This window comes from Citrobacter sp. wls613 (assembly GCF_005281195.1).
In the GTDB taxonomy this organism is placed as follows: domain Bacteria; phylum Pseudomonadota; class Gammaproteobacteria; order Enterobacterales; family Enterobacteriaceae; genus Citrobacter; species Citrobacter gillenii.
Genome location: NZ_SZXN01000021.1, coordinates 64,827 through 77,515 on the forward strand (window position 1 = coordinate 64,827; position 12,689 = coordinate 77,515).

A 12,689-nucleotide genomic window follows, 5' to 3' on the forward strand; every position below is an offset into this window, starting at 1 on the left:
GCACAAAAAAGTGCGTGATACCTCTGGCCTTTGCTTAAAAAATCGCTATATAATTTATTATATAGCGATTGGAGGTAATGCATGGATAACCATTTTGGAAAAGGCCTGATGGCAGGATTAAACGCCTCAAGTGCAGATAGCGCGCGAACGGTGGCGAATTTTTGTGCTGACTATAAGCGTGGCTTTGTGCTGGGCTTTTCACATCGGATGTTTGAACGAACGGGCGATCGGCAACTGAGTGCGTGGGAGGCGGGGATCCTCACGCGCCGCTACGGGCTGGATAAAGAAATGGTGATGGATTTCTTCAAGGAGAACCAGTCCAGTACAACAATTCGCTTTTTCATGGCCGGTTATCGGCTCGAAGCTTGATCCGAAAGGGGTATTATCTTGCTTTAATTAATTACACTATTGACCTACACCTTCGTTTTGTTGCCCTGCCGAAGTATTATAACGCACATAACCATATAAAAAGTGTGGTAATGGCGCGCCGATCGCAATAAGCAACATGCGAATGGTGCAAAATAAAAGCCAGGTCTTCGCAACGGAATAACAATAAAATGACTGGAGATAACTCTCTCATCAATTCGAACGGCATCAATCGCCGTGATTTCATGAAGCTTTGTGCAGCATTGGCCGCTACCATGGGGCTGAGTAGCAAAGCCGCCGCAGAAATGGCGGAATCAGTATCCCGCCCTCAGCGCCCGCCGGTTATCTGGATAGGTGCTCAGGAGTGTACGGGCTGTACTGAATCGCTACTTCGTGCGACACACCCTACCGTGGAAAACCTCGTCCTGGAGACGATCTCTCTGGAATACCATGAGGTGCTTTCCGCCGCCTTCGGCCACCAGGTCGAAGAGAACAAACATAACGCTCTGGAGAAGTACAAAGGGCAGTATGTTCTGGTCGTAGATGGTTCTATCCCACTGAAAGATAACGGTGTTTACTGCATGGTTGCCGGTGAGCCTATTGTGGATCATATCCGCAAGGCGGCCGAAGGCGCTGCGGCGATCATTGCTATCGGCTCATGTGCCGCATGGGGTGGTGTTGCTGCCGCAGGCGTTAACCCAACGGGGGCAGTTGGCTTGCAGGAAGTCCTGCCAGGCAAAACCATCATCAATATCCCAGGCTGTCCGCCGAACCCGCATAACTTCCTCGCAACGGTCGCACACATCATCACCTACGGTAAGCCACCGAAGCTGGATGCGAAAAACCGTCCAACGTTTGCCTACGGTCGTCTGATCCACGAACACTGCGAGCGTCGTCCGCACTTTGATGCGGGTCGTTTTGCTAAAGAGTTCGGCGATGAAGGCCATCGTGAAGGCTGGTGCCTCTACCATCTGGGCTGTAAAGGGCCAGAAACCTACGGCAACTGCTCAACGTTACAGTTCTGTGATGTTGGCGGCGTGTGGCCAGTGGCGATCGGTCACCCTTGCTACGGCTGTAACGAAGAAGGCGTCGGTTTCCATAAAGGCATTCACCAACTCGCTTCTGTGGAAAACCAAACTCCGCGTTCAGAGAAGCCGGATGTCAACCTGAAAGAAGGTGGCAACATTTCTGCTGGGGCTATTGGGCTGCTGGGTGGCGTAGTAGGACTGGTGGCCGGCGTCAGCGTGATGGCGGTACGTGAACTGGGACGTCAGCAAAAGAAAGATAACGCTGACTCACGGGGAGAATAACCGTGAACAGACGTAACTTTATTAAAGCAGCTTCTGGCGGAGCATTGCTGTTGGGCGCTGCGCCGTCCGTCAGCCATGCGGCTGCAGAAAACCGTCCGCCGATCCCGGGTTCCCTTGGGATGCTGTATGACTCGACGCTGTGTGTCGGCTGTCAGGCCTGTGTCACCAAGTGTCAGGACATCAACTTCCCAGCGCGCAACCCTGAGGGGGAGCAAACCTGGTCGAACAACGACAAACTGTCACCGTACACCAATAACATCATTCAGGTGTGGCGTAGTGGAACAGGCGTTAACAAAGACCAGGAGCAGAACGGCTACGCGTACATCAAGAAACAATGTATGCACTGTGTCGATCCGAACTGCGTTTCTGTTTGTCCGGTCTCCGCGCTGAAAAAAGATCCGAAAACCGGCATCGTCCACTATGACAAAGATGTCTGTACCGGTTGCCGTTACTGCATGGTCGCTTGCCCGTACAACGTGCCTAAATACGACTACAACAACCCGTTTGGTGCACTCCATAAGTGCGAGCTGTGTAACCAGAAAGGTGTAGAACGCCTGGATAAAGGTGGTTTACCGGGCTGTGTTGAAGTGTGTCCTGCCGGTGCGGTGATTTTTGGTACGCGCGAAGAGCTGATGGCTGAGGCGAAAAAACGCCTGGCGCTGAAGCCTGGCAGCGAATACCACTATCCGCGTCAGACGGTGAAAGACAGCGATACCTATCTGCACACGGTGCCGAAATATTACCCGCACCTGTACGGCGAGAAAGAAGGCGGCGGTACGCAGGTATTGGTACTGACGGGCGTTCCTTATGAAAATCTGGATCTCCCACAGCTGGCTGATCTGTCAACCGGTGCGCGTTCTGAGCATGTTCAACATTCCCTGTATAAGGGCATGATTTTACCCCTGGCAGCGCTGGCGGGCATAACCGTGCTGGTTCGTCGTAATATGAAAAACGACCATCACGATGGAGGAGACGATCATGAGTCATGATCCTAAACCGCTGGGCGGAAGAATAATCAGCAAGCCGGTCATTATTTTTGGGCCGTTAATCGTCCTGTGTATGCTCCTGATCGTAAAACGTCTGGTCTTCGGGTTGGGCTCAGTCTCCGATCTGAACGGTGGATTCCCGTGGGGTGTATGGATCGCGTTTGACCTGTTGATCGGCACCGGTTTTGCCTGTGGCGGTTGGGCACTGGCATGGGCGGTCTATGTTTTCAACAAAGGGGAATATCACCCGCTGGTGCGCCCAGCCTTGTTGGCGAGCCTGTTTGGTTATTCTCTGGGTGGCCTGTCGATCACCATCGACGTCGGTCGTTACTGGAACCTGCCGTACTTCTACATTCCGGGCCACTTTAACGTGAACTCGGTGCTGTTCGAAACGGCAGTCTGTATGACCATTTATATCGGCATCATGGCGCTGGAATTTGCGCCGGCCTTGTTTGAACGCCTGGGGTGGAAAGTTTCGCTCAAGCGTCTGAACAAAGTGATGTTCTTTATTATCGCCCTCGGCGCACTGCTGCCGACAATGCACCAGTCTTCAATGGGTTCATTGATGATTTCTGCCGGTAATAAGGTGCATCCACTGTGGCAAGCCTATGAAATGCTGCCGCTATTCTCGGTGCTTACTGCCTTTATAATGGGCTTCTCGATCGTCATCTTTGAAGGTTCGCTGGTACAAAGCGGCCTGAAAGGTAATGGGCCGGACGAGAAGAGTTTGTTCATCAAACTGACGAATACGATTAGCGTCTTGTTGGCGATCTTCGTGGTTCTACGCTTTGGTGAACTGATCTATCGGGACAAGTTGTCGTATGCGTTTGCAGGCGATTTCTACTCAGCCATGTTCTGGCTTGAGGTTGTGCTGATGGTCTTCCCGTTGGTGGTACTGCGTATCGCGAAACTGCGAAATGACTCGCGCATGCTGTACCTGTCTGCGCTGAGCGCATTGCTGGGTTGTGCAACATGGCGTCTGTCCTATTCGCTGGTGGCGTTCAATCCTGGTGGTGGCTACCACTACTTCCCGACCTGGGAAGAACTGTTGATTTCTATTGGTTTTGTGGCTATTGAGATTTGTGCATACATCGTACTCATTCGTCTACTGCCGATACTTCCTCCTTTAAAACAAAACGATCAAAATCGTCATGAGGCGAGCAAAGCATGAGCCAGAGAATTACTATTGATCCGGTAACCCGTATTGAAGGCCATTTACGCATCGACTGCGAAATCGAAAATGGCGTGGTATCAAAAGCATGGGCGTCCGGTACCATGTGGCGCGGCATGGAAGAGATCGTGAAGAATCGCGATCCGCGTGATGCGTGGATGATTGTGCAGCGTATTTGTGGTGTGTGTACCACCACACACGCTATCTCTTCCGTGCGCGCTGCTGAAAGCGCACTGAACATTGATGTTCCCGTGAACGCGCAGTACATCCGTAACATCATTCTGGCAGCGCACACCACGCATGACCATATCGTGCACTTCTATCAGTTGTCTGCGCTGGACTGGGTGGATATCACCTCCGCACTGAAAGCCGATCCAGCAAAAGCCTCGGCGATGCTGAACGGCGTGTCGACCTGGCACCTGAACAGCGCGGAAGAGTTCACTAAGGTTCAGAACAAGATCAAGGACCTGGTTGCCAGCGGTCAGTTAGGTATTTTTGCCAACGGCTGCTGGGGTCACCCGGCAATGAAACTGCCACCGGAAGTGAACCTGATTGCAGTTGCACACTACCTGCAGGCGCTGGAATGCCAGCGTGATGCCAACCGCGTCGTGGCGCTGCTGGGCGGTAAAACACCGCACATCCAGAACCTGGCGGTCGGTGGGGTGGCGAACCCAATCAACCTCGACGGTCTTGGCGTGCTGAACCTTGAACGCCTGATGTACATCAAGTCCTTCATTGATAAGCTGAGCGACTTTGTTGAGCAGGTGTACAAAGTGGATACCGCGGTTATTGCCGCATTCTATCCGGAGTGGCTGGAACGCGGCCAGGGTGCGGTAAACTACCTGAGCGCGCCGGAATTCCCGACTGACGGCAAAAACGGCAGCTTCCTGTTCCCTGGTGGTTACATTACCGATGCAGACCTGTCGACCTATCGTCCGATCACCTCTCATTCTGATGAATACCTGATCAAAGGGATTCAGGAGAGTGCGAAACATGCGTGGTACAAAGACGAAGCGCCGCAGGCGCCGTGGGAAGGAACAACGGTTCCGGATTACACCGGCTGGTCTGACGATGGCAAATACTCCTGGGTTAAAGCGCCAACCTTCTACGGCAAAACGGTGGAAGTGGGCCCGCTGGCTAACATGCTGTGTAAACTGGCGGCAAAACGCGAGTCTACCCATGCCAAGCTGAATGAGATCATTGCGATTTACACCAAGCTGACCGGTAAAACCATCGAAGTGGCACAGCTGCATTCGACGCTGGGTCGTATCATTGGTCGTACCGTTCACTGCTGTGAACTGCAGAACGTTCTGCAAAATCAGTATAACGCGCTGATCGTAAACATCGGCAAAGGCGACCACACCACCTTCGTGAAACCGAATATCCCGGCCACTGGCGAGTTCAAAGGTGTCGGCTTCCTCGAAGCACCACGCGGTATGCTTTCTCACTGGATGGTGATTAAAGACGGCATTATCAGCAACTATCAGGCGGTTGTACCTTCAACCTGGAACTCTGGCCCGCGTAACTTTAATGACGAAGTGGGACCGTATGAGCGTTCACTGGTAGGCACGCCGATCGCCGATCCGAACAAACCGCTGGAAGTGGTGCGTACTATTCACTCCTTCGACCCTTGTATGTCATGTGCGGTGCATGTGGTGGACGTTGACGGGAACGAAGTCGTCTCAGTTAAGGTTCTGTAATGCGGATATTAGTCTTAGGGGTCGGCAATATTTTGCTGACTGACGAAGCCATCGGGGTACGTATCGTTGAGGCATTAGAGCAACGGTACATCCTGCCTGATTTCGTTGACGTTCTGGATGGCGGTACAGCGGGGATGGAGCTGCTCGGCGATATGGCGGACAGAGATCATCTGATCATTGCTGACGCCATTGTGTCGAGAAAAAGCACGCCGGGAACCATGATGGTCCTGCGGGATGAAGAGATCCCGGCGCTGTTTACCAATAAAATCTCGCCGCACCAGCTTGGCCTGGCCGACGTGTTGTCGGCCCTGCGTTTTACCGGCGAGTTTCCGAAGAAGCTGACTCTGGTCGGCGTTATTCCGGAATCGCTGGAGCCGCATATCGGGCTAACGCCGACGGTTGAAGCCATGATTGAACCTGCGCTTGAGCAGGTTCTCGCCGCGCTGCGCGAATCGGGTGTGGAAGCCATCCCTCGGGAGGCGGCCCATGTCTGAAGAGTTTTTAGGCTTTCAGACAGCCCCAAAAGCGCAGATTCAGGCCGCGTTTGAAGAGGTAGCCCGCCGTTCGATGCACGATCTCTCGTTCCTGCATCCGAATATGCCGGTGTATGTCTCTGATTTTACGCTGTTTGAAGGCCAGTGGACGGGGTGTGTGATCACGCCCTGGATGCTGAGCGCGCTGATTTTTCCTGGGCCAGATCAGATCTGGCCCCTGCGAAAAGTCAGCGAGAAAATGGGGCTGCGTTTACCGTATGGTGAGATGACATTTACCGTAGGCGAGCTAGATGGAGTATCGCAATACCTGTCCTGTTCGTTAATGTCGCCGCTTTCGCACAGCATGTCGGCACAAGAGGGTGTCCGCCTGACTGACGATTGTGCAAAAATGTTGTTATCGCTGCCGGTGAGCGATCCGAACGCACCGCAACTTGGTCGTCGCGCGTTGCTGTTGGGCCGTCGGAGCTGTGAAAATGCATGAGTTGTCGCTTTGCCAGAGCGCCGTTGAGATTATTCAGCAGCAGGCAGAGCAGCACGATGTTAAACGTGTTACCGGCGTTTGGCTGGAAATTGGCGCGCTCTCCTGCGTTGAGGAGAGCGCCGTTCGTTTCAGTTTTGACATCGTCTGTCAGGGCACGGTCGCGCAGGGATGTGCATTGCACATTGAATACAAACCCGCTCAGGCCTGGTGTTGGGATTGCAGTCAGGTTGTGGAAATTACCCAGCATGATGCGCAATGTCCACGTTGTCAGGGCGATCGTTTGCGGGTTGAAAGCGGCGATTCACTGAAAGTGAAAAGTATTGAAGTCGAATAGCCCATAGGTTGCTATGGGACGGAGTCAGATATGTGTATTGGAGTCCCGGGTCAGGTTCTGACCGTCGGTGAAGATATTCACCAGCTTGCGCAGGTTGAAGTTTGCGGTATCAAGCGCGATGTCAACATTGCCCTGATTTGTGAAGGCGATCCGGCTGAGCTGGTCGGGCAATGGGTACTGGTGCACGTAGGATTCGCTATGAGCATCATCGATGAAGATGAAGCCAAAGCCACGTTAGACGCGTTACGCCGCATGGATTACGACGTCACCAGCGCGTGACGACTTCGCTTATCAGGCCTACGCCTTATATGTAGGCCGGATAAGGAATCTTGCGTTAGCCCTGGCGTTTGTCTTCGGTATTGGTATCGAAGTCACTGGCGTCATGGCGTTCATGAAGCTGTTCATTCAGCGGCCCGTTAGTGCGGTTCACAATCCGTCCACGCTTAACCGCCGGACGCGCTGCAACCTCTTTGGCCCAACGTTGAACGTGTTTGTAGCTCCCCGCATCAAGGAATTCTGCCGCGTCATAGACGTTGCCCAGCACCACATTGCCAAACCACGGCCAAATGGCCATATCGGCAATGGTATATTCATCCCCCGCCACAAACTGATGCTGCGCCAGTTGCTTATCCAGAACGTCGAGTAAACGCTTGGCTTCCATAGTGAAGCGATTGATCGCGTACTCAATTTTTACCGGCGCATAGTTGTAGAAGTGGCCAAAACCGCCGCCGAGGAAGGGCGCTGCGCCCTGTAACCAGAATAGCCAGTTCAGTGTTTCAGTGCGTTTTGGCAAATCCTGAGGCAGGAAATAACCATATTTCTCCGCCAGATAAAGCAGGATAGCGCCAGACTCAAACACGCGTACCGGTGGGTTTTGCGAATGGTCGCGCAGTGCCGGGATCTTCGAGTTTGGGTTCACCTCAACAAAGCCGCTGGAAAACTGGTCACCTTCGCCAATACGGATGATCCAGGCATCATATTCCGCGCCGGTCACGCCCTGCGCCAGCAGCTCTTCCAGCATAATCGTCACTTTCTGACCGTTTGGCGTACCCAGCGAATAGAGCTGCAGCGGATGCTTGCCGACCGGTAGCGTTTTCTCGTGGGTGGCACCGGAAACCGGACGGTTGATGTTGGCGAATGCACCGCCATTGGATTTATCCCACGTCCAGACTTTCGCGGGCTGATAAGTATTGTCTGACATAGTGACCTGCCTTCTGAGTGGTTGTGTTGAAGCAGTGTAGCAGTTAGGGAGAACTCAATTTAACAGATTGGGACTTTATGTCGTGTTGTGCTGAAAGGGGAAGATAAATCTAACCCGTTCATTGTACGCAGACCGTACTCCATGAAGAGGAAATCAATGTTGGACGGAAATTGCTACCGTACTACCCTCAATAATTGGCGGTGAAAAAGCAGTAACAATGAAAAATGGTGTTCCAGGAGTAAGCGGTTATCAGGGCCCGGCGGGTGGGTGGGGCGCGGTAAAAGCCGTCACTGCTTCGGTGTTTTCGCAAAAGGCCGTCGCGCGCGACATTATCGCGATGTTCAAAATGAACCAAGTGAAAGGGTTCGATTGCCCGGGGTGTGCGTGGCCCGATCCGAGCCATCGTGCGCCGATGGAACTGTGCGAAAACGGCGTAAAAGCAGTGTCCTGGGAAACCACCAGTAAGAAAGCCTCACCTGCATTTTTCAGCCGCCACCCGGTATCGGCACTCTGGCAGTACAGTGATTATGCGCTGGAAAATATAGGCCGTTTGACGCACCCGATGAAATACGATGCCGTGACGGATACCTGGCAGGCCGTGGCGTGGAACATTGCGTTTCAGGAAATCGGCGAGCGACTGCGCAGCTATGACTCTGCACAGCAGGTTGAGTTTTACACCTCCGGTAGAACCTCAAATGAGGCGGCGTTCCTGTATCAACTGTTTGCCCGCGAATACGGCAGCAGCAACTTCCCGGATTGTTCAAACATGTGTCATGGCCCAACCAGTGCCGGGCTGACGCGGGCCATTGGTCTTGGGAAAGGGACCGTGGAGCTTGATGATTTTGAACAGTGTGAGCTGGTGATTTGCATCGGACATAATCCTGGCACCAACCATCCGCGCATGCTGACCACGTTACGCGACGTTGCCAAACGCGGGGCTAAAATTATCTCAATTAACCCGCTTACCGAGCGCGGACTTGAGCGCTTTAGCTTCCCACAAAGCCCGAAAGAGATGTTCACCGGCCAGACGACAGCACTTAGCAGCGATTACTACCAGGTCAAAATGGGCGGTGATGCCTCGCTGCTCAAAGGCATCATGAAGGCGTTGATCGAAATGGATGAAGCGCGGATCTTGCTGGGTCAGCAACCGACGCTCGATCATGAATTTATCGATGGACATACCGCGGGTTATTCGGCGTTGTATGACGATTTACGCCAATGTTGCTGGGCTGAACTGGAGCAGGACTCTGGCCTGACGCGCAGCCAGATGGAAGATCTGGCACACAGCTATAACAAATCTCGCGCGACGATCATTTGTTATGGACTGGGTATCACCCAGCATAAAAACGGTACCGAGAACGTCCAGCAACTGGTGAATCTGCTGTTGTTGAAAGGCAATATGGGCAAACCGGGGGCGGGGATCTGCCCACTGCGCGGGCATTCCAACGTGCAGGGCGACCGTTCCGTAGGGATTAACGAGGCGGCATCAGAAGACTTCCTGCAGCGCCTGGAAGCGCATTTTTCTATCAACGTTTCGCGTCAGCATGGTCGCTCCAGCGTGGAAAGTATTCGGGCGATAGAGCGTGGTGAGGCGAAGGCATTGATTTGCATGGGCGGGAATCTGGCGGTGGCGATGCCTCAGCCGCAGCGTACCTTCGAGGCGATGAAAAAGCTGGATATGCAGGTTCACATTGCGACCAAGCTCAATCGTTCGCATTTGCTGCTGGCAAAACACAACTATCTGCTACCCGCGCTGGGCAGAACCGAACGCGATATGCAGGCAACGGGTATTCAGTCAGTAACCGTCGAGGATTCTATGTCGATGGTCCACGCTTCCTGCGGTGCGCTAAAACCGGCCTCTCAATGGCTAAAATCGGAACCGGCGATTGTGGCGGGGCTGGCTCGCGCCACGCTTCCCCACTCGCCGGTAAACTGGGAAGCGCTGACCGGGAACTATGCGTTGATTCGCGAGGCCATCGAGGCCGTTATTCCGGCGTTTCGCGATTATAACGCGCGTATTGCCGAGCCCGGTGGATTTCGTATGGATACGCCGGCTTCGCGGCGTGAATGGCACACCGCAAACGGTAAAGCCAATTTTGTCGTCAGTCGCCAGCGTGCAGTCGAGCGGGAAAACCAGCCTGCTGAGGCGCTGGTGCTGGCCACACTGCGTAGCCACGATCAGTACAACACTACTATTTATGGCATGAACGATCGCTATCGTGGCATTAGCGGGCGACGTGATGTGGTGTTTTTAAGCGCCGTGGAAGCAACGGCCCGCGGGCTGACTCAGGGCGATGTCGTTAACGTCCAAGCGTTGGATGACCACGGTAAGCCTTGCGTGGATCGTATGATGCACGGGCTAACGGTCGTCATTTACGACATGGCGGCGGGTTCGATCGGCGCGTATCTGCCGGAAGCGAATGTGCTGCTGTCGCTCGATGCGGTCGATACTGAAAGTCTGACCCCGGCTTATAAAAGCGTGCCGGTTATCCTCAGTAAAGCGTAGCTCCTGCTACGAATTTTTCGCCTCTGAGCGCCAGCCGCTGCGTTGAGGTGTATGATAAGTCAACCTCTGTCCGGTTAGTGTCGCAGAGCAGGCAATCAGAGCGAAAAATTCACGCCACCCTGCTCAGGCTGTATTGTTTTGAGGTAAGGTGCATGAGCAAAGGAACGACCAGTCAGGATGCCCCATTCGGGACATTATTGGGCTACGCCCCCGGCGGCGTAGCAATCTACTCTTCAGATTACAGCTCCCTTGACCCACGGGACTACGACGATGATGCTGCGTTTCGCAGCTATATCGACGACGAATACATGGGCCACAAATGGCAGTGCGTCGAGTTCGCGCGCCGTTTTCTCTTTCTCAACTATGGCGTAGTCTTCACCGATGTGGGTATGGCCTGGGAGATTTTCTCCTTGCGTTTCCTGCGCGAAGTAGTGAACGACAATATTCTGCCGTTACAAGCATTCCCTAATGGCTCACCTCGCGCGCCGGTAGCAGGCGCTCTACTTATCTGGCAAAAAGGCGGTGAGTTCAACGAAACGGGCCATGTGGCGGTCGTCACCCAGTTGCTGGAAAATAAAATCCGTATTGCTGAACAGAACGTGATCCACACGCCGCTGCCTCCCGGACAGCAGTGGACCCGCGAGCTGGAGATGGTGGTTGAAAATGGTCACTACACCCTGCGTGATACCTTTGATGACACCACGATCCTCGGCTGGATGATCCAAACTGACGATACCCGCTACAGTCTGCCGCAGCCAGAGATCGACAATGACGCCCTGAAGATTGGCGGCGCGAGACTGGAAGATAGTGGACAGTTTGATGGTAAGTGGCTGAACGAGCAGGATCCGTTGCAAAAAGCCTACGTATTGGCAAATGGTCATGTGATCAATCGGGATCCGCATCAGTACTTCACCATTACTGAAAGCGCGGAGCAGGAGCTAATTAAAGCGACCAACGAACTGCATCTGATGTATCTGCACGCCACCGACAAAGTGCTGAAAGACGATAACCTGCTGGCGCTGTTCGATATTCCAAAAATTCTCTGGCCGCGTCTGCGCCTCTCATGGCAGCGTCGTCGGCACCATATGATCACCGGTCGTATGGATTTTTGTATGGATGAGCGCGGGCTGAAGGTGTACGAGTACAACGCCGATTCCGCATCGTGCCATACCGAAGCAGGCCTGATCCTTGAACGCTGGGCTGAGCAAGGCTACCGTGGGCGCGGGCACAATCCTGCAGAAGGGCTGATCAACGAACTGGCCGGCGCCTGGAAGCACAGTCGCGCACGTCCTTTCGTTCACATCATGCAGGACAAGGACATTGAAGAGAACTACCATGCGCAGTTTATGCAGCAGGCGCTGCATCAGGCCGGGTTTGACAGCAAAATCCTCCGCGGACTGGACGAATTACGCTGGGATGATGCCGGCCAGTTGATTGACGGCGACGGTCGTTTGGTAAATTGCGTCTGGAAAACCTGGGCATGGGAAACCGCGATCGAGCAAGTGCGTGAGGTGAGCGAAACCGAATACGCTGCCGTGCCAATTCGTACCGGACATACTCACCAGGAAGTACGACTGATTGATGTTCTGCTGCGCCCGGAAGTGCTGGTCTTCGAGCCGTTGTGGACGGTTATTCCCGGCAACAAAGCAATATTACCGATCCTGTGGCAACTGTTCCCTCATCATCGCTATCTGCTTGATACTGACTTCACTGTTAACGACGAGCTGGCGAGAACCGGTTATGCCGTGAAACCTATTGCAGGACGTTGTGGCAGCAACATCGATCTGGTCAGTCACGAGGAAGAACTGCTCGATAAGACCAGCGGTAAGTTTGCTGAACAGAAGAACATTTATCAGCAGCTTTGGTGTCTGCCCAACGTTGCCGGTAAATATATTCAGGTTTGCACGTTCACCGTGGGCGGTAACTACGGCGGCACCTGTCTGCGCGGTGACGATTCGCTGGTGATTAAAAAAGAGAGTGATATCGAACCGCTTATTGTAGTGAAAGGGGCGTAACCTTTCAGGTCTGTTTCTGATTGCGCTAAAGAAGCCGGGGTATGTCTCCGGCTTTTTTATTTGTTTTTACAATGGCTGTGATTGTCATTTATCTAGGGAAGGTGCGAACAAGTTCCTGATATGAG

General features: G+C 53.5%; 12 protein-coding genes. 11 read left to right on the forward strand and 1 reads right to left on the reverse strand.

Annotated features, from left to right (window positions below; translation table 11 throughout):
* The first annotated feature begins 81 nt into the window (after positions 1-81).
* The 9 genes from FDX01_RS03945 to hybG all read left to right on the forward strand — a co-directional run bounded on the left by FDX01_RS03945 (position 82) and on the right by hybG (position 7,121).
* A complete protein-coding gene (locus FDX01_RS03945; RefSeq protein WP_096755675.1) occupies positions 82-369 on the forward strand; it encodes a DUF2623 family protein in 288 nt (95 codons plus the stop codon).
* A gap of 188 nt (positions 370-557) precedes the next feature.
* Positions 558-1,676, forward strand: a complete 1,119-nt coding sequence (gene hybO / locus FDX01_RS03950; RefSeq protein WP_096755676.1) for a hydrogenase 2 small subunit — start codon at positions 558-560, stop codon at positions 1,674-1,676.
* 2 nt (positions 1,677-1,678) lie between these two features.
* Positions 1,679-2,665: a hydrogenase 2 operon protein HybA gene (gene hybA / locus FDX01_RS03955; protein ID WP_096755677.1), complete on the forward strand. Its 987-nt coding sequence runs from the start codon at positions 1,679-1,681 to the stop codon at positions 2,663-2,665.
* Positions 2,655-3,833 (forward strand): Ni/Fe-hydrogenase cytochrome b subunit, encoded by a 1,179-nt coding sequence (hybB, locus tag FDX01_RS03960; RefSeq protein ID WP_096755678.1) that lies wholly within the window; start codon positions 2,655-2,657, stop codon positions 3,831-3,833. Before hybA ends, hybB begins: the two co-directional genes overlap by 11 nt.
* Positions 3,830-5,533, forward strand: coding sequence for a hydrogenase 2 large subunit (gene hybC, locus FDX01_RS03965; RefSeq protein ID WP_115257492.1), 1,704 nt, complete (start codon positions 3,830-3,832; stop codon positions 5,531-5,533). Before hybB ends, hybC begins: the two co-directional genes overlap by 4 nt.
* The gene (locus FDX01_RS03970; RefSeq protein WP_115257493.1) at positions 5,533-6,027 is read left to right on the forward strand and encodes a HyaD/HybD family hydrogenase maturation endopeptidase; all 495 of its coding nucleotides are present in this window, start codon (positions 5,533-5,535) and stop codon (positions 6,025-6,027) included. The genes hybC and FDX01_RS03970 overlap by 1 nt, the downstream gene beginning before the upstream one ends.
* Positions 6,020-6,508, forward strand: a complete 489-nt coding sequence (gene hybE, locus FDX01_RS03975; protein WP_096755681.1) for a hydrogenase-2 assembly chaperone — start codon at positions 6,020-6,022, stop codon at positions 6,506-6,508. Before FDX01_RS03970 ends, hybE begins: the two co-directional genes overlap by 8 nt.
* On the forward strand, positions 6,501-6,842 hold the full coding sequence (gene hypA / locus FDX01_RS03980; RefSeq protein ID WP_096755682.1) for a hydrogenase maturation nickel metallochaperone HypA: 342 nt from the start codon (positions 6,501-6,503) through the stop codon (positions 6,840-6,842). The genes hybE and hypA overlap by 8 nt, the downstream gene beginning before the upstream one ends.
* Before the next feature lie 30 nt (positions 6,843-6,872).
* Positions 6,873-7,121 carry a hydrogenase maturation factor HybG gene (gene hybG / locus FDX01_RS03985; protein WP_096755683.1) on the forward strand — a complete coding sequence of 83 codons (249 nt, stop codon included), beginning with the start codon at positions 6,873-6,875 and terminating at the stop codon, positions 7,119-7,121.
* 55 nt (positions 7,122-7,176) lie between these two features.
* Here hybG and yghU read toward each other — a convergent pair whose 3' ends face one another.
* Positions 7,177-8,043, reverse strand: a complete 867-nt coding sequence (gene yghU, locus FDX01_RS03990; RefSeq protein WP_096755684.1) for a glutathione-dependent disulfide-bond oxidoreductase — start codon at positions 8,041-8,043, stop codon at positions 7,177-7,179.
* Between the two features lie 217 nt (positions 8,044-8,260).
* Here yghU and FDX01_RS03995 point away from each other — a divergent pair, with 217 nt between their 5' ends.
* Entirely contained in the window at positions 8,261-10,549 is a 2,289-nt protein-coding gene (locus FDX01_RS03995; RefSeq protein WP_137399270.1) for an FdhF/YdeP family oxidoreductase, read from the forward strand.
* Positions 10,550-10,701: 152 nt separating this feature from the next.
* A complete protein-coding gene (gene gss, locus FDX01_RS04000) occupies positions 10,702-12,564 on the forward strand; it encodes a bifunctional glutathionylspermidine amidase/synthase (RefSeq protein WP_115257498.1) in 1,863 nt (620 codons plus the stop codon).
* Positions 12,565-12,689 lie beyond the last annotated feature (125 nt).